This window comes from Nostoc sp. XA010, from assembly GCF_020829625.1.
GTDB lineage: Bacteria > Cyanobacteriota > Cyanobacteriia > Cyanobacteriales > Nostocaceae > Nostoc.
The window spans coordinates 153,967-171,877 of the sequence record NZ_JAIVFX010000003.1 but is presented as its reverse complement, the minus strand read 5'-3'; the positions used below and the strand labels follow the sequence as shown (position 1 = coordinate 171,877).

The 17,911-nt window shown below is 42.5% G+C and carries 16 protein-coding genes and 3 pseudogenes; 8 read left to right on the top strand and 11 right to left on the bottom strand.

What is annotated here, in order from left to right; translation table 11 throughout:
- Nucleotides 1-225: 225 nt before the first annotated feature.
- Together LC608_RS06220 and LC608_RS06215 are read right to left on the bottom strand one after the other, a co-directional pair.
- Nucleotides 226-407, bottom strand: a pseudogene (locus LC608_RS06220) (CHASE2 domain-containing protein); the annotation flags it as partial.
- The gene (locus tag LC608_RS06215) at nt 406-681 is read right to left on the bottom strand and encodes a hypothetical protein (RefSeq protein WP_229552699.1); all 276 of its coding nucleotides are present in this window, start codon (nt 679-681) and stop codon (nt 406-408) included. The gene LC608_RS06215 and the pseudogene LC608_RS06220, both read right to left, overlap by 2 nt.
- 149 nt (nt 682-830) lie before the next feature.
- Between LC608_RS06215 and LC608_RS06210 the strand changes: the two genes are divergently transcribed.
- The gene (locus LC608_RS06210) at nt 831-1,400 is read left to right on the top strand and encodes a hypothetical protein (RefSeq protein WP_229552698.1); all 570 of its coding nucleotides are present in this window, start codon (nt 831-833) and stop codon (nt 1,398-1,400) included.
- Nucleotides 1,401-1,411: 11 nt separating this feature from the next.
- A complete protein-coding gene (locus LC608_RS06205) occupies nt 1,412-2,116 on the top strand; it encodes a mobilization protein (protein ID WP_229552697.1) in 705 nt (234 codons plus the stop codon).
- Between the two features lie 164 nt (nt 2,117-2,280).
- Here the strand turns inward: LC608_RS06205 and LC608_RS06200 are convergent, their stop codons facing one another.
- On the bottom strand, nt 2,281-3,096 hold the full coding sequence (locus LC608_RS06200) for a peptidoglycan-binding protein (protein ID WP_229552696.1): 816 nt from the start codon (nt 3,094-3,096) through the stop codon (nt 2,281-2,283).
- Nucleotides 3,097-3,444: 348 nt separating this feature from the next.
- On the opposite strand from LC608_RS06200, the gene LC608_RS06195 reads away from it, so the two are divergent.
- Both LC608_RS06195 and LC608_RS06190 read left to right on the top strand, forming a co-directional pair.
- Nucleotides 3,445-3,762: a response regulator gene (locus tag LC608_RS06195; protein ID WP_229552695.1), complete on the top strand. Its 318-nt coding sequence runs from the start codon at nt 3,445-3,447 to the stop codon at nt 3,760-3,762.
- A gap of 229 nt (nt 3,763-3,991) precedes the next feature.
- Nucleotides 3,992-4,347: pseudogene (locus LC608_RS06190) on the top strand (XisH family protein).
- 451 nt (nt 4,348-4,798) lie between these two features.
- Here the strand turns inward: LC608_RS06190 and LC608_RS06185 are convergent.
- The 3 genes from LC608_RS06185 to LC608_RS37210 all read right to left on the bottom strand — a co-directional run bounded on the left by LC608_RS06185 (nt 4,799) and on the right by LC608_RS37210 (nt 5,751).
- Entirely contained in the window at nt 4,799-4,951 is a 153-nt protein-coding gene (locus LC608_RS06185; RefSeq protein ID WP_229552693.1) for a PIN domain-containing protein, read from the bottom strand.
- On the bottom strand, nt 4,941-5,150 hold the full coding sequence (locus LC608_RS06180; RefSeq protein ID WP_229552692.1) for a hypothetical protein: 210 nt from the start codon (nt 5,148-5,150) through the stop codon (nt 4,941-4,943). Before LC608_RS06180 ends, LC608_RS06185 begins: the two co-directional genes overlap by 11 nt.
- A gap of 325 nt (nt 5,151-5,475) precedes the next feature.
- Entirely contained in the window at nt 5,476-5,751 is a 276-nt protein-coding gene (locus tag LC608_RS37210) for a Uma2 family endonuclease (RefSeq protein ID WP_308189836.1), read from the bottom strand.
- A gap of 663 nt (nt 5,752-6,414) precedes the next feature.
- On the opposite strand from LC608_RS37210, the gene LC608_RS06170 reads away from it, so the two are divergent.
- The 4 genes from LC608_RS06170 (at nt 6,415) to LC608_RS06155 (ending at nt 9,871) form a co-directional block, all read left to right on the top strand.
- On the top strand, nt 6,415-7,164 hold the full coding sequence (locus LC608_RS06170) for a DUF6544 family protein (protein ID WP_229552691.1): 750 nt from the start codon (nt 6,415-6,417) through the stop codon (nt 7,162-7,164).
- Between the two features lie 59 nt (nt 7,165-7,223).
- Nucleotides 7,224-7,475 (top strand): hypothetical protein, encoded by a 252-nt coding sequence (locus LC608_RS06165; protein WP_229552690.1) that lies wholly within the window; start codon nt 7,224-7,226, stop codon nt 7,473-7,475.
- A 146-nt stretch (nt 7,476-7,621) separates the two neighbouring features.
- Nucleotides 7,622-7,933: a LemA family protein gene (locus tag LC608_RS06160; RefSeq protein ID WP_308189839.1), complete on the top strand. Its 312-nt coding sequence runs from the start codon at nt 7,622-7,624 to the stop codon at nt 7,931-7,933.
- A 6-nt stretch (nt 7,934-7,939) separates the two neighbouring features.
- Nucleotides 7,940-9,871, top strand: coding sequence for a M48 family metallopeptidase (locus tag LC608_RS06155; protein WP_229552688.1), 1,932 nt, complete (start codon nt 7,940-7,942; stop codon nt 9,869-9,871).
- Nucleotides 9,872-10,047: 176 nt separating this feature from the next.
- Here LC608_RS06155 and LC608_RS37475 read toward each other — a convergent pair.
- The 5 genes and pseudogenes from LC608_RS37475 to LC608_RS06130 all read right to left on the bottom strand — a co-directional run.
- A pseudogene (locus tag LC608_RS37475) lies at nt 10,048-11,451 on the bottom strand (NACHT domain-containing NTPase); the annotation flags it as partial.
- 516 nt (nt 11,452-11,967) lie between these two features.
- Nucleotides 11,968-12,192 (bottom strand): hypothetical protein, encoded by a 225-nt coding sequence (locus LC608_RS06145; protein WP_229552686.1) that lies wholly within the window; start codon nt 12,190-12,192, stop codon nt 11,968-11,970.
- Between the two features lie 265 nt (nt 12,193-12,457).
- The gene (locus LC608_RS06140) at nt 12,458-12,934 is read right to left on the bottom strand and encodes a hypothetical protein (protein WP_229552685.1); all 477 of its coding nucleotides are present in this window, start codon (nt 12,932-12,934) and stop codon (nt 12,458-12,460) included.
- Nucleotides 12,935-13,069: 135 nt separating this feature from the next.
- On the bottom strand, nt 13,070-16,195 hold the full coding sequence (locus LC608_RS06135) for an efflux RND transporter permease subunit (RefSeq protein WP_229552684.1): 3,126 nt from the start codon (nt 16,193-16,195) through the stop codon (nt 13,070-13,072).
- Between the two features lie 79 nt (nt 16,196-16,274).
- A complete protein-coding gene (locus LC608_RS06130; RefSeq protein WP_229552683.1) occupies nt 16,275-17,732 on the bottom strand; it encodes an efflux RND transporter periplasmic adaptor subunit in 1,458 nt (485 codons plus the stop codon).
- Between the last annotated feature and the right edge of the window lie 179 nt (nt 17,733-17,911).

Sequence of the window (17,911 nt, the reverse complement as noted above, 5' to 3'; positions counted from 1 at the left end):
TGCTACGTCTCTACATAGTTACAGGTGGAACTATCAACAAGAAAGTCAAACTACCTGAAAATTCTGCTACTATTCAATGCCAAAGCGATAGATTTCTCAGTGGGCAAGGTGATAAAGTAAGACTTAAATTTAACAAATCTAAGCACAAGTGGTATGAAGTATTGTAATTGTTCAGCGATAGAATAAGGGTTACAGGTAAATTAGTCGGATGATTTAGCCTCGTTAGACTTTTACAAGTTGATCGTATCCACTGCCTTCCGGTAAATCCCGATAGAGATCCAAACCGATGGCGCGGGATTGTTGCGCCTGGATTTTTCTACTAATTGTGCTAATGACCAGTCCGGAATTGGCCATTTACCAACTGATTGGATATCTTGTTCATCAACTGTGACAATTATGATTTTGTCATCCTAGAGTTGGCTGATCGGGTAGTACATCCGAAGGTAAGGGAATGCCAGGGGTATCTTCTACCCGGCCAGGCAGTAACGTTTGAGGATTAGAAGTTTGGGCGTAGGCGCAGCCCTTTGTAGACATCACCCGATCATAGTTGCACAATACTGCTGCTACAACAAAGCCGAATGTTAAAGGTTTTAGTGTTGCTATGCGAAGTTTACGAATCAGTTGCTGTTTTTGCGTATAGTTCGTAAAAATAGCACTCCCAACAGCAAACTTCCCTCCCACAATGATTTAAATCTTTCTGCGCTATGATTTCCCAATACCCAAGCCAAAATTCCTTGCCGCATTAGATGCGATCGCTCTGGGGCGAGAGCTTAGTTTCATTAATGTGTATGTGGTTATCACCCACACAAGAACATGTGGTGATAAGATTAATGAAATTTTCAGTTCAGTCATCATCAAAAATGGTACGCACAACTCCAGGGCAGAAGATTCCAATTGATAAACTCCAAACCACACTGGGAGAATTAGAGAAGCTAGAAGAGAAGGCTAAAGAGGAATTATCCCTGCGAGAGAGTATTTACTTTCTGCGTGAACAACTTCAATCGGCACTGAAGAAAGGCTATAGTTATCAAGACCTATCGCAGCTACTGGAGAAGCAAGAAATAAAAGTTTCCGCAGCGACACTTAAGCAATATTTAACTGAGATTGAAAAAGAAAAGCGTTCTCGTCAGCGAAGGGCTAAACCAAAACAAGTTTTATATCCTGAAGATTCGACTCAGACTTCAACAGAATCATCGGTAACACCAGCAATTATAGGAGTAACAGAGGACTCTCAAAATGCTCCGAAAGATGTAGGTCAATTAACAGAGGAGTCACAAGAGAAGCAATCATTGTCAAAAGGGGGTAAGAATTCTCAGAAAACTGCTAAAACTACTAGGCGACAAACGCCAAAAACTTCTAAGCCTAGTTCAGATATATTGAGTGAGTTTAATCAGTATTAGAGGTGGGTGTTATGCCGACGATTCATTTGGTAGATGGTGAAAAGGGTGGAGTAGGGAAGTCTCTGGTAACTAGGACAATGATTCAGTACTTTCTGGATAAGAAAATCCCGTTTGTACCAGTAGAAACAGATAGATCAAATCCAGATGTGGCAGGAGTCTATAAGGGAATATGTCAGTATGCAGTGTTTAGCGAGAATGAGCGGCAGGCTGATAAGGCAGATAGAATATTTGAGATGGCGACAAATAAGCCAGTAGTTGTGAATTTGGCAGCACAATCACATAGAGCAGTCTATGACTGGATAGAAAGAAATCAGTTAATTGAACTAGGGAATTCTGAGGGAGTGACTTTTTGCAAATGGTTTGTCTCTACAGGAGGATATGATAGTCTTAACCTGTTTGGACAGTCAGTGAATAGCTACGGGGAAAAAATACCTCATATTCTGATACGCAATTTAGGGCTGTGTGATGATTGGGAACATGTAGATTCAGATGTGAATATACAGAAACTAATCAAAAAATATAAAATTATTGTTATAGATTTCCCGAAACTAGCATATAAAGAAAGAAACATAATAGACCAAAACAGAATGACCTTTGCTGAAGCCAGAGAGAATAAAGAATTTGGAATTATAGGAAGACAGAGAGTAGTAAACTTTCTGAAGCTTGCTTATGCAGAATTTGAGAAGGTAGGTATCTGGAATGAAGAAGTTAAATAATAAATTTTTGGAAGGTACTAGATAGCTAGAGCTATATAATTCTTGGGAATCATTCTGGAAAAATGAATGGCGATTAGCTTAATCTACTTCTCAATAAAGAGAGGTAGATAGCTAGAGGTTTTAATAGATACCCATTGCACATTTCATTGAAAGTTTACCGACTATTAGTTTAACTGTAAAAGGCTCCTAGTTTCTTCGCCTACTACACCATCGGGGGACAACCCTTTTGACTGTTGAAAAGCTTTTACAGCTTGTTCTGTAGCTTGGTCAAATACCTGGTTGGCTTGTTGTAATTGAATATTAGCTTTTCTAAGAGCTAATTGTATTTTGCCTACATCTTTTCCTTGTTGTAATGGGCTTGTCAGCTTTAAAACTCTAGGATATTCCACGTTTGAAAATCCTTCAGCAGGAGAATTATAAATACAATCTAAGGTTTTATCCCCTAAATCTCCATCTTCAGCAATCTGTTTATTTGGATTTGCCTTGTTCCACAGCTTTTGGAAAGCTTTGATTGAATTGGGGCGAATATCTCTAATTTCATTAGATGTGCAATCAAAGTGCATTGGATCTCTGTCGCCATAAGTCCATTTCCATCCATGACTGGTCATTAAAGATTTCACTTTTGCCCACTCTTCTATGTCTAAAGACCCACCCTTTTGATGGTCTGATTTTCCTGGATATCCTACTAGATTATTAATTAATCCCCTCTGCTTTTGGCTATAAAGCATTGCTTGGGCAATGACAGAACGATAGGCACTATTAATAGTCAAAGGTTTTGCGTAAGCTATCAATGCTGCTTTTAAGGCATTCCGCGCAGGAAGCTGGCAGTAAGGGAAAAGCCCTTCACCTTTATTAATATTTAAGTCGGAAATACTGACTAATGAATTAGGAACTAATTGATTTAATTGCCAAAACAACTGCAAATCTAATCCACGAACTGCGATTGTACTACCTACTGTTATCTCTTTAACTAATACCATAATTCTATTTTCGCTCCCTCTTGAGCTTTTTTAGCTTCAAGTAATATCTGAAGTTTTCTACATCTGGCATCATGTCTTTTCCAGAAATCCAGCTAAAATTACATACAAAAACATGGGGCATAGGGGTATAGCTAATCTAGACTTACCGAGATGCCAAAAGATAGTAAAGACAAAATTAATTACATAATTTTGACCTGAAATCCTTATCTAGTCAAGAACTCATGTGTAAATTTTTCTGTACAATTACTTACTAGACCCGACATCGTTCGATACCATCACTTGGCATTCGTTCATGCGCTTTATAAAAACTTTGTAAAAAGTAGTAATCAGTAGCTTTCTGGGCGCTTAATGATAAAACTCCGGTTTCTCTTGCTCGAAGACAACCCAGTCAATGCAAAGGCAATTCAAGCCATACTGCTAAATGGTAATATTGACTGTGAAGTGCTGCGGGTAGAAACTCGTTCTAGCTTTGTTGCAACTTTGGAAACTCATGAGTTTGACCTGATTCTAGCAAATTATACATTGCGAGAATTCGATGGGATCTCGGCACTGGAAATTGCCTGGTACCTTCGTCCTGATATTTCATTTATTTTTGTCTCTGGCAACTTGGGTGAAGAATTAGCGATCAAAACGCTCAAGCGGGGAGCTACAGACTATGTACTTTAGCAACGGTTAAAACGGCTAGTGCCTTCGGTGCAAGAGGCATTGCTCCAAGCCCAAGAACGCCGCGATCGCAATCTTGTAATTGGTACGATAGCGAATGCTATACATACAGCATAGGTTTTTCGTACATGGCAACCACGCTGAAGGTTTTGAGTCCGTCAAATTTTAGCTAAAATGTTCTAGTGCCGTAATTTATTAGCGATCGCTCAAGTTCCTCAACGCAACCCATAATATGGCAAAAGATTTGTATCACGAGCAAATTAAACGCGCTCTTGAAAAAGACGGATGGCAAATACTCACGATCCATACGAATTGCGTATAGGTGGAGTTGAAATGTATATAGACATTGGGGCGGAACAGATGATCGCTGCTCAAAGGGGAAATGAGAAAATTGCGGTTGAGGTGAAAAGTTTTATTAGTCCCTCAAGGATTTCTGATTTTCATTTGGCGCATGGACAGTTTTTAGATTATCGATATGCTTTAGAAAATGAAGATCCAGAGCGAATTTTATATTTAGCAGTACCTCATTTTGTTTATCAAACCTTTTTTAACTTAGCTTTTATTAATTTTGGGTTTTCAACCTGCTAGAGTGCGTTCTGATACTGAGTTTGCTGTAGGTTAGGTTTAAATATTGATTGATGAATAGCGATCGCTAGTTCAATTTTCATCAAATCAAAGACTTTGAAATATTAGCACCGACTTACTTATCTGTGGTGATAGGCGATCGCTGTTGAATATTGCAGACTTAAGCGATCGCGCTCAGATGACGGGAAAAGGCGATCGCAAAACATAATAGCCATCATTACCAATGCTCTATAAGCAATCCATCCACATAATCAAAATCTGAATCATCGGTCACAAGCACCCAACCATGTTCCAGACAATGCGCTGCAATCTAAACATCATTCATAGGAATTGGTCGTCCTTTGCGCTTAAAAGCCGAACGAGTCTGAGCATAGATAACTGCCGTTCTCTTTTCCACAGGCACAACCGTACAAACTTCCATAAACTCCAAATATCGAAGAAGATTTTTCAACGGTCAAGTCGATTTCTCAGCCCCAAATAGTAACTCTCCCGCTACTACCACCGACAAAAATATTTCTGGTAACGCCAACGCCCTTGAAACAACATCAGGATCACCATTCAAAAAACGTATTGCAACAGAAGTATCTAATGCAATCTCACCACTCATTTAAATCAACCTGACGACAATCAGCTTGAATTGCTTCCTGTAAATTAGCCGCCTCATCATCACTCAAAATACCAGCAAATTTTGCTAGAGGATGATGACTACGCGTTACCTGAACCCGATGCAAAAAATCTAACATTACTTTAATTAACTCATCTGGAACCTCTGCAAGTTCTTGGATAAGCTGCTCGCGGCTAGTCATGCATTTCCCCTCTTTAGCAAAGTTTATCGTCTAATATTATAACGAATCACTGAATCAGTCTCAAAATGAATTACACAGGTTTAGCGTAGGCGTAGCCCGTCGCAGACATTACGCGTTGAGATGTAGGTAGCGATTGCCAAAATCAAAAAATATTCTCATAGATATCTGTCATCGTTAGCCATAAATTGACCGAATTTAAAACCAACTTATCCTCAATTCCCAAAATATCCTTTGTCCAATTCCCTGGCAAATCTTGATGATAAACTTCCACTTTTATCTCATCTTGCGAAACTAAAACATATTCCTGTAAACTACCAATAGTCTGTTAATTAACCAGCTTTTCGCGGCGATCGCTTACCTCGGTACTTGGTGACAACACTTCAAAAATCACACAAGAATAATTCACAAAATAGTTATCTCGATCCTCAGAGCTACAAGTAACTACTACATCAGGATAATAAAATATCGTCTGATTTTGATTAGCAGCGCTTAACTTGACTTTCATATCTGACATAAAGACATCGCAAGCCCCACCCCGCAATTGAGAACGTAACCGACTGGCAATATTTAAGGTAATAATATTGTGCGCCTTTGAGACCATTTATAAAGTAAATCTTTAGACGACTAGACGACTAGCATAATACGAGTCATAACAGCTTTGGCATTCTTTACAAGATAGAGCGATCGCGTAGCTTTGCTTGTGGCAAATTGCACTTCATAATACCGAACGAGCCAGCATAAGCTTGACACTGTGATGAAACTTATTCTCAGCTATCTAAAGATTTTGACTTGCTCAAAGTGCATACGGCAATGATCAATAAAGTTTCCCTCATACATCGAGCGTTAAGTTTTATATCATATTCAATCAATTTATTCAGAAAATAAAACAACCATCTGTCACACTAAAACCAATATGGAAAATAAAACAAAATTGACGCTGATTAAAGTCATTCACACGTTGATCTGGGTATTCTTCAACTTTGTGATTTTCTATATGCTTTATGCCGCAATCGCAAATAAGCTCGATTTCTGGCTCTGGATTGGTTATGGATTTGTATTTCTAGAAGGGCTAACCCTACTAACCTTTAAATTACACTGCCATTAAATCTGCTTGCCCGAAAATATTCAAATTCCAAAAAGGACAATTTTGATATTTATCTTCCAAGTTGGTTAGCCAAATATACTAAATCAATCTATACATCTATTTTCATAATTATTTTTATCATCACAATCTATCAAATTCTGAATTAAAAATACTGGTGTAATGATGGCTAAACAGATTTCTCTTAATACGCTATGGGATTCAGCGACATCTAACGATCGTGTATTTCATTCAGACGAATTCGCTCATTTGCCAGAAGCAGCAAAACGATATCTCGAACACGCGATCGCTCCTGGAACGGCGATCGCATCTGCGGTTCGATTGCAAATGCACGGCGAAATCAAATTGAAAAGTTGGATTCCATTCAAAGCAGAGCAAGTCATTTGCTGGAAGCATGGGCTGATTTGGAGCGCTACGGCATGGATGAATGGTTTGCCAATTGTGGGATCGGATCGAATTATAGACGGTGTAGGTGCAATGCAATGGAAACTTTTAGGATTGTTCCCTGTGATGATAGCTTCGGGTTCCGATATTACACGGTCTGCTGTTGGTCGTCTTCAGTCTGAGTCAATCTGTTTGCCATCTGTATTTTGTAGTGATGATGTGTCATGGACAACAACGGATTCATCACATTTACATTCCAGTTTTGTAGTGCAAGGCGAGAGAGCAGAACTAGATTTCACTATCGATCAAACGGGTCGGCTCAAGACCTTCAAGCTGCCGCGCTGGAATAAACTTGATGGCTCTGAGTTTCATTATATGGACTTCGGTGGAATTATGGAGGAAGAAGGCACATTCTCTGGCTACACTATTCCGACTCGTCTGCGAATTGGATGGTACTTCGGCACTAAGCGGTTTGAGTCAGAGGGCGAGTTTTTCCGAGCCACAATCGATGATGCAATCTATCGGTAAAACGAGATTGCAGATGATAACCAAAATCTTGAAGCTGAAATTATTGGTATCTAAATAGCATGACAGATAAAACAGATTTATCAAAAATAATTGCCAGCAAAGGCGACAACCCACTAATTCTGTCACCTGACAATTTGCAGTCACAAGAAGATGTAGAACTTGAGCGTAAACTGCGAGAACTCAAGTTTAAACAAGAACTAAGAAAAGATTGGATTTTATTTATTGTTAGAGATGTAGTAATTTTTCCTGCCGCTATCCTTTTTATTTTTGCTGTCAGTGGTTATTCCCTATTTATTCAGATTCATAGGTGACTTATCTGGTTACAATTTTTAATCAACCACAGAGACGCAGAGTACACAAAGAAAGGAGAAATGATATTCACAAACAATTTGAAGAAATTATTTCTCTCTGCGTTCTCTGCACCTCTGCGGTTATTTAAAAAATTTTACATTAGTAGATTTGCGTAATTAATTTTACAGACGACGAAGCCAACTTGCTACAAGTAGACTCATCTTTATTGGTACTTTCAGAATCTTATCCTGAATTGAAAGCCGATCGCGCCATGACTCAGGTTATGGAAGAATTATCTTCCACTGAAAACCGGATTGCTTTTGCCCGTCAGGCTTTTAATGACGCGGTGACACTTTACAACACCAAGAGCGAATCTTTCCCCAGCAACCTTGTGGCCAATACTTTTAACTTTACTGTTGCAGAATTGCTCCCCGAAGCTACTCCAGAAATTAGAAATGCTCCACGCGTGTCTTTTTAGGTGTCTATGAATTTCTTTGAACATCAGGATCGGGCACGCCAAAACACGCAACAATTAATTGGGTTATTTTCCCTGTCGATCGCAGTTATGATTATGGCGATTTATATTGCCACTTTATTTCTGTTTGGCATGGCTCCCCGTGTTTGGTGGCATCCAGGGATATTTCTTTACGTGGCTGGGATTACAATAAGTGCGATCGCAATCGGAAGTCTGTACAAAATTGCCTATCTGCGTGAGGGCAAAAGCGTAATTGCCCAAGAGTTGGGGGGAAGACTCCTGCTACCAGATACAGCCGATGAACAAGGGCGACAACTATTAAATATTGTCGAGGAAATGGCGATCGCTTCTGGTATTTCTGTCCCAAAAGTTTATCTTTTGGAGAGGGAAACCGGGATTAATGCCTTTGCTGCCGGATTTACGCCCAATGATGCTGTAATTGGAGTTACCCGTGGAACTTTGGAACACCTGAACCGAGATGAGCTACAAGGAGTCATCGGCCACGAATTCAGTCATATTCTCAATGGAGATATGCGGCTGAATTTGCGTTTGGTGGGACTACTCCACGGGATTTTGTTCATTTACATAACCGGGGAATTGTTGTGGCGCATTCGTGGTAACTTCCGTTCAGACAAGGAAGGCAAGGGTTTACCTATCTGGGCTCTTGGTTTAGCACTGATGGCAATTGGCGGTATTGGCTTACTTTGCGGACGCTTGATTAAAGCCGCAGTCTCTCGCCAACGGGAATTTCTTGCCGATGCTTCGGCTGTACAGTTCACTCGCAACCCCAATGGACTTATCGGAGCCTTCCAAAAACTCGAACGGATGGATTCACGTTTGATTGCGCCGGGTGCAGAAGCCGCTAGCCACATGTTTTTTGGCAACGCCCTCAACGCCTCTTTCTGGGAAAATATGTTTTCTAGCCACCCACCCTTAGCAGAACGTATTCGCCGCGTTGGGGGTTTGAACGTCAGCAATTTACCAGCAATGCCATCTCGCAATCAGGTGCGTTCCCCCTCCCAGGAATCCTTAACAATGGGCTTTGCTGGTGGTTCTGGCCCCACACCAGAACAGGTTGTAAACCAGGTGGGAAGCGTCACACCAGAGCATCTTGCCCATGCTCAAGCGCTGTTATCGCAGTTACCGGAATCTCTGCGCTTGGGTGTGCGGGAGCAGGAAAGTGCAATGGCGATCGCTTTTGCGCTAGCGTTAGATACTGAAAATATCGATATCCAACAACGTCAAATTGCTTGGTTACGCGAGGTGCAGCCTGCTGAGTTGGTAGAAAAAGCCCTAGAATTGAGCAGCGAAATTAGCCAGTTAGATCCCAGAATTCGCTTGCCACTTGTAGATTTAGCAGTACCCGTATTGCGTCAAAACTCTGCCAAAGAATGCCAAAGGTTGTGCAAATGCGTCCACGGTTTAGTTGTAGCTACCCGAAGTTTATCACTATGGCATTTTGTGTTGCAGTTAATCCTGTGGCATCGCCTCCAACCTAGTATAAATCCCACATCTGCGACAACAGTCGAATTTACCTCTATAGAAGAGATTTGGCCAGATAGTTTATTAGTATTGTCCGTCATTGCCCGCATTGGATACTCCCAACCCGATGCCTCCACCGAAGACATCGCCTATGCTTTTCGTTCTGGAGTTTTTCGACTTCCCAAAGCCGGAGAGCAAGAGAAACCAGACATGCCACTAACCTGTAATTTCACTGAACTTAAGAAGAGTATTGAGCGCCTCCGTCTTGCCAGTCCCAAACTGAAGCAAGCTATTGTTGATACCTGCGCCCACACGGTACTTTTGGATAATAAAGTTACACAATCAGAAGCAGATTTACTAAGAGCGATCGCAATGACGCTAGACTGTCCCATTCCCCCATTTTTAAACTCTCAGCGTGGTGTTTCAAAACAGAAACAATCTTCTCCACAGCGAAGTTAATATAACCTTACCCCACCCTAACCCTCCCCTTTACAAGGGGAGGGAACTAGATTCGTGTTTCCCCCCTTTATAAGGGGGGATTAAGGGGGGTAATTCGATTTGTGTGTACACGGTAGCCCAAGGCATCGGGGAGGGGTTGAGGGGTGGGGTTCTTTTATTATTGCCCAATCCCCCACTTATCTAGTTCTCAACAACTGCACAAAAGTATTACTTACCGTGTTGTCTTTGGTGTCGGCGGCGTATTGAATCAATTTTTCTCGCAGTTCTTTGGCTGCATCTAAAGGAAGTAACGTTGCTAGCAAGAAATAAACACCACGAAAACGCGGATCGCCCATTCTATCAACTAATAGTCCTTCGGCTGTATCAGTTTCGCCCAGAAAGTTTTGCACTAAGAAGAAATCCATGATTTTATCGTGGCGGAAGTACCATTCTTTCTTCGCTTCGCCTTTTTCATCTTGCCACTGACGGCTGACTACCATTTTGTATTTTTCGTCTTCTAAAGACTTGGCAACTTGATGAAATTCATCGGCGGGTAAGGCTTGTTTGTCTTCGAGTCGCATTTGGTAGACGGCGGCGGAAAATCTTTTGAGCGGAAATTCTTGTTTCCATTCTTGCTGGTATTCTGCCGCCATCAGGTTGTATTGCTGTTCTTGCAGGCGAAATAAGTTTGGCTGTTTACCTTGTGATAACATCAGTGCTACCACAGTTAGATCCATTGGATTGGAAAGAATTCGGCGGACACCATCTAACTCTTCTTTGGCTTGCTGGTTATTGAGGACTTCTTTTAAATAATTGGTGCAGGCTTTTTCGTAATCAGCACCTTGAATTTTGGCATCTTTGGGGAGTCGCGGCTGACGGGAGATCAAAAACTCTTGAATTTGTTGTTGCTCAAGGGGCTGCAAGTAGTAGGTTTTGGCTGTTGAGGGGGGTGTCCACTCTAGGGGCTGGGTTGTCATGATAATGTTGCCCCGGAAATAGCTTTCGACAAACTGGCAGATTTTGGCGCGGGTTTCGGCGGTGACTTCGTTGAGTCCGTCGATGCAGATATCTATCGCGCCACTGTAAATGAGGTTTTTCAGGAAGCCGGCATCTTGGGCTTGTCCGTGTAGCTTGTCTTGGATGGCTTCAATTACGCCTTTATGACACTTTTGGGCGGGGAGATAAACGACTATGCGCTGGGAGTTTTGCAAGAGATGACGGAGAAACATCGACTTGCCTAAGCCGGAATCTCCTTCTAAGATAATTTGTCCTTGAATACTGGGTAAGGCTGCGGTAATTGGCTGGATGTCTCCAGATGGGGGAACTTTGACTTTAGATTCTGGGAAGTATGATTGGTCATAAAAATTATCTAACCCGGCATCGGCTAATAGGGAAGGTTTGAAGGGTTCAAATAATTTGCGCCGGAAGGGGGGAAACCAGGTGAGGAGAAAGCCGACATAGCCGACGCCGAGAATCCGGCGTACCCAAGGGTTCCAGAAGAAGATGGCTTGGACTTGAGGAAATTTGGGGTAGGCAAAAATGAGGGCAAGCCAAAAGGCAATGTGAGCGATGATGGTGTTTCTGGCTTTGAAAAACCAATGCCGATGCCGCACCTGAACGAACGTAGGCGTCCACCTTTTCATCCTTGAGGATATTGAGGATGTCAGGGAGATACTTGGCTGCGGCGTTTCCCAAGTTGCCCAATGCCGATGCCGCACTTGAACGAACGTCGGCGTCCACCTTTTCATCCTTGAGGATTTTGGCAGCTTTTTCGGCAATATCCTCTGGTTTCTTCACCAGGGATTTTAAATCTTTCAGATCATATTCAACTAATTTATCCAGAGCATATATCTTAACTTGGTCATGTCCATCATCAAGGGCTGCTGATATACCGTTAATCTGCCAATCTTGGGGTTTGCGTTTGGGGGTTTCTTTGGCGTTTACCCAAGGTAGAGAGAGGAAGAAAGTTAGGAGTAGGGTGAAACAAAAAAGGAAAAAGACGGAGAGCTTGTTAGTGTGGCGGGGAGTTATGAGCATAAATCAGGGCAAGGCGGCAGATTACCGCGGCTATCGGTATAATACCAAGCTTGCAATTCCTAATTCCTGATTTAGAGCCTCTAATGCTTGTGGACGGGTATTAAAGACTCATTAACGAAGCTTTGAGGTTCATCGACGATGCTTTGAGGTTCATCGACGGTGCTTTGAGGTTCATTCACGAAGCTCTGAGGTTCATCGACGAAGCTCTGAGGTTCATCGACGAAGCTTTGAGGTTCATTCACGAAGCTCTGAGGTTCATCGACGAAGCTCTGAGGTTCATCGACGAAGCTTTGAGGTTCATTCACGAAGCTCTGAGGTTCATTTACGAGTATCAAAGACTCATTTGACGTAAATTTGATAAACCTCTTGCTGCCTTAAACTAAAGTTTAAGTCCGTCCCTCTCCGAGTCGGAGCTACAGTGTACACACAAATCGAAAATATTAGTCTGTCAAGGAATAATTGACGAGTATATTCTCTGTAAAGATGGCGATTTATCCCGTCTCTCTAACATGCCAGTTTTTTAGACGCGATAAATCGCGTCTCTACATGAGGATCTGGCAATGTTTACACCTATGAATTAGATGCAGGTTTTGCCGGTTTACTTTTTATAGCTTTAAACCGTTCGCCTAACTGTTCAGCAATAGTTTTTAAACCTGGAGTTTTCTTAGCAGCAGTCTTCACATAATCATAAACTGTCAAACTGCTACCCATTGCTTCGCTACCGACTGCCATCAGGGTATCATCTACCTGTTCTGTCAGTTGTCGCAGTCCAATCAAAACTTCGGTGAGGTTAGCAGCTAGTTGATAATCCCGCACAAATTCGTCTAAATCAAAGCTGGCTGGTAAAATGTCTCGGTTAGATTGGGCAGCAATCAGGCTATTGTTGACAAAAGCTAGTCTTTTATCGCCCATCTTAAATAAGTTGCGTCGTTCTTCTGCACTCAGAGTCACGAGAAAGGGTAACTTTGCTTCAATAGTCGCAAAGGCTGCTTTAATTTCTTGGATATCTGCTGCGGAAAGGGAAGCGGTAATGTTTTGGTAAGCCATTGGTTATTTACTCTAGGTGAATCTGTTTGTTATGATTCCCATTGGTAAATGCGATCGCACAAGAGGCACAGGGGCGGAAGCAATACGATTTGATTGTAGAGACGGCGATTTATCGCGTCTTTATTATTTTTATTATTAACGCGATGGTTTCTTACCAAAGCCATAGCGCAATCTATCCATAATCCAAGTTTGGAAGTTGTCAATGTAGCTAAATATCACTGGCACTACCACTAGTGTCAGCAGGGTGGAAGTTGTGAAACCGCCCATGATGGCAATTCCCATTGGTTGGCGAACTTCAGAACCCGCACCAATTCCTAATGCTAAAGGCAGAGTCCCTGCGATCGTTGCCAAAGAAGTCATTAAAATCGGACGCAGACGTGACACACCCGATTCGACAAGTGCCTGACGTTGGGTTTTACCTTCCTGCATGTTGATGATTGTATAGTCCACTAACAGAATGGAGTTTTTGGTGACAATTCCCAACAGCAACACGACACCAATCAAGGCATATATTCCCAAGGGTTTTTGAGCAACCATTAAGGCTACCAGTGCGCCGCCTAAACAAAAGGGCAACGCTGCCATAATCGACAACGGATGCAGGAAGTTGTTATACAACAGCACCAGAATTGCATAGATACACATTAATGCCAGCCCTAATGCACCGCCAAAGCGCCCGAAAATATCTTGCATAATTTTGGCGCTACCGGATGGTTGCTGTACTACCCCTGGCGGTAAGTTTTGCATCACAGGTAGTTTGTTGATTGTTTCTACTGCTTCTCCCAAAGAAATCCCTTGCAAATTGGCTTCTACGGCAACTTGACGGGCGCGATCGTAACGGTTGATGGTTGCAGGTCCACTCCCAAAACGGATGTCTGCAACTGCGATGAGGGGAATCAATCTACCATTTTGACTGGGGACTTGCAGATTTGTGATTGTGTTGATGTCAGCCCGCGCTGTTGGATCGATTTGCACACGAATGGGAATTTGGCGATCGCTTAAATTAAATTTCGCCAAGTTGGCCTCATTGTCGCCGATGGTAGCAAGAGAAGCAGTCCGAGCGATCGCTTGCACTGTCACCCCTAAATCTGCTGCCCGTTGCGGGTTAGGAATTACCAAAATCTCTGGTTTAACCAAACTCGCAGTAGAAGACACTTCCACTAATCCGGCTAGCGATCGCATCTGCTTTTCTAGGGCATTAGCAGCTTGATTTAACGCTTCGGGATTTTCACTTCTGAGGACAATTGATAAACCTTTGTTACTGTCACCTGGTGACTGACTTTGAAAACTAATTCTAGCTCCTGGTATTTGCTCAAAGGAAGGGCGTACTTGTTCTTCAAACTGTTTTTGGGAAATATTTCGTTCTTCTCTAGGTTTGAGATTAATCGCAAGACTTGCAGAATTGATTTCTTCGGTTGCGAGTACACGTTCAACTACTGGGTTTTGCCGGATGAGGTTAGTGGCTTGTGTGACTACCTTATTAACGTCTTCTAATGTGGAACCAGGAGGTAATTCTATAGATACGTTGGAAATTCCAAAATCGCCATCATCCACGAAACCCTTGGGAATCAAGGGAAGCAGCGTTAGACTCGCAATGAAGAAAGCTAAAGCGATCGCCATTGTTGTCAATCTATGGCGTAACGCCCACTCTAGGAGCGATCTATAAGGTTGAAAACCCCGACGCTTTTCAGTGATAGGTTTTCTACTTCCGTTCCCGCTACCTGGAAGTGTAAATTTAAAATTGAAGAATTTTATTGTTCTCCCTGTTCCCCCACTCCCTTCGTTCTCCTTTAAAAGATATGCCCCCATCATGGGCGTAACCATCCGCGCTACTAGAGTTGAGAAAATTGTGGAAACGGCAACGGTTACACCAAATGGTTGGAAAAACTGCCCTGGAATCCCACCCATAAAGGCAACGGGCAGAAACACCGCAATAATTGTCGCTGAACTTGCTATTACCGCTAATCCTACTTCATCAGAAGAGTCAAAAGAGGCTTCCCAAGCTGACTTGCCCATAGCCATGTGCCGTTCCATGTTTTCAATTTCCACAACGGCATCATCTACCAAGTTGCCCACCGCCAGTGCTAATGCCAACAAAGTCATGTTGTTGAGGGTGTAACCAAGGGCTTGCTGCACTGCGAAGGTGGGAATTATTGACAAAGGTAAGGCAACAGCCGTAATTAATGTTGCTCGCCAGTCCCGCAAAAATACTAAAATAACGATGACCGCCAGCACCGAAGCTTGAATCAATTCATCAATGGTGCTTTGGTAGGATTGGCGAACAATATCGGCTCTAGTAAAAATTAAATCCAGTTTGACATCTGCGGGAAGGGTTTTTTCCAGTTCTTTAACTGCTGCTTTCACTCCTTGTTCCACAGTCACCAGAACGCTGCCAGTACTACGCAATACTTGGAAAGCTACCACAGGTTGATTATTCAAGCGGGCGGCTTGACGCACATCGCCAAATTTATCTTCTACGCTTCCCAAGGTGGATAAGGGTACGGAACCGCCTTGTGGTAAGAGGATTTCGTAGGTTTTCAACATATCCACACTGGCGGCACTCCCTAAAGTGCGGATACTTTGTTCGCTACCACCGACTTCGGCGCGTCCCCCAGGTAAGTTAATGTTCAAAGCACGGATTTGGTCGTTTACCTGGGTGGCGGTAATACCCAAAGATTGTAAGCGGTTTGGATTAAGATTAATCCGAATTTCTCGGTCAACTCCACCCACGCGCTGAATTTGTGCTACACCACGGACTCCCAATAAGGCGCGGCTAATGGTTTGATCGACAATATTGCTTAATTCTTCTACAGAACGCCGATCTGATTTAACTGCGTAAGTAATCACCGGGCCGCCGGAAAATTCCAGACGTTCCACAATTGGATCGTTGATATCTTGGGGTAAATCTTGGCGAATTTGAGCGATCGCATTCCGAACATCATTGGTGGCGCGATCGCTATCTGTACCCAAAACAAAATTGATTGTCGTGTTAGAATTCCCATCGCTGACGGTGGAAATCATATAATCGATATTGCCCAACCCCGCGACGGCATCTTCAATTTTTTTCGTCACTTGAGATTCTAGTTCGGCTGGGCCTGCACCCGGTTGGGTGACTTTTATCGAAACTGTCGGCACATCAATATTTGGGTTAGTATCAATCCCCAAGGATATGAAGGAGAACCAACCTACAACTGTCAATATTAAAAATAAAACTATTGTGGGAACGGGTTTTTTAATCGACCAAGCTGAAATATTAAAAGACATTGGGAAATTTTAAATTTTAGATTTTGCATTTGTCATTGGTCATTTGTCATTGGTTATTTCTCCCCATTCCCCCTTCCCTTCAAATTGCCACTCGAACCTTATCACCATCTTTGAGATATCCTGCACCATCCACTATGACGCGATCGCCTAATTGCAACCCGCTTTTAATTTCCACTTTATCGTCATTGGCAGGATCTCCTAATTCTACTTTTTGGCTGCGGACTATATCTCCACTCGATAAGGTGAATACAATTACACTTGAGTCTGCTTGAGATTGCACTGCTTTTTGCGGTACTACTATCTTCATCCCTGAGTTAGTAGTAATTGAAGCACTAGCAAACATCCCTGGTTTAAGTAAAGTTGTTGGCGGTAAGTCAATTTTGACTGTAGCCTCCCGCCTTTGATCGTTTACCTGTGGCTGTATCTCTCTGACTCGTCCTTGCGATCGCATGCGCTGATCGACATCAGAAGTAATTTGCACAGATGCCCCAATTTTCACTTGATTTAGTTGAATTTCGGGTACTTTCGCTTGAAGTTCTAACTTCTCATCTCGGATAATCGAAAATAGCTTTTGTGTGCCACCAATCACAGTTCCCACCTGGGTTTGCGGCGGTACACCAGTCACATCGCCTATTCTGGCAAGTTTCTCAGCTATTACTCCAGCAACGGGCGATCGCACCACAGTTTGTCCCAACTGAGTTTGTAGTTGTTGCACCCTAGCAGCACTACTCTTGACATCGGCTTTGGCTTTGTTGATGATAGCTTGGGCGTTACCAATATTAGCTTGGGCGCTGCCGATATTAGCTTGGGCACTACGCACATTTTCTTGGGACAGATTCACAACTTCTACAGCAGTTTTCACAGCGTAAGAACGAGTATCGAGTTCTTGCTTACTAATGGTCCCAGAGTCAGCGAGTTGTTGATAGCGCTGATAATTCTTGGTTGCTTCTTCTAACTTCGCCTTAGCTTGAGCTAAATCTGCTTTTTTTTGCTGGACTATGGCTTTATTTGATGCCAAATCTGCCTGCTTGGCTGCGAAATCTGCTTGTTTTGATTCCACATCTGCTTGTTTTGATTCCACATCTGCTTTGGCTTGGCTAATTTGGCTTTGCAATATAGAACCATCCAACACCGCCAATACCTGACCTTTTTTGACAAAAGTCCCTTCTTTTACATCTTCGGGGATGCTTTTAATTTGTAAGCCGTTTGTCTGCGGTAAAACTGGAATTAAATCGCGTGCTGCAACAGTTCCAGTAGTTTTGAGGGTACGGAAAACACGGGCGGTTTCTACTGTGGCGATGGTAACTGTCATTGCTGGGTTAACTTTTTTATCCGCTACCGCGCTTGGTTGACGAGGTGAAAGACGACTTAATATACCCATCCCACCAAAGGCGATCACAATTCCTAAACCAGCACCTAAAAATAATGGTTTCAACCATGCCCTGGTTGGTTTTTGATCCGATTTGCTCAAAAAGCTAGCATCTTCAGATGTTACAGGTTTATTCACCTCGACTTCTGAAACACTATCATCGCTCACAGTCCTACCTCCACTTTCTGTCTACGCATACCAATCTTGGTATTTTCTTAAGAAAACTTGAAGTTTATTTACTTCATATCAACTATGACGCATTTCATAGTAAATGTCTTTTATATATCAATGTATAAATAAAACAAGCCTTCTAAAAGTAATTACTAGCCAAAAAAGCTTAAACAAAC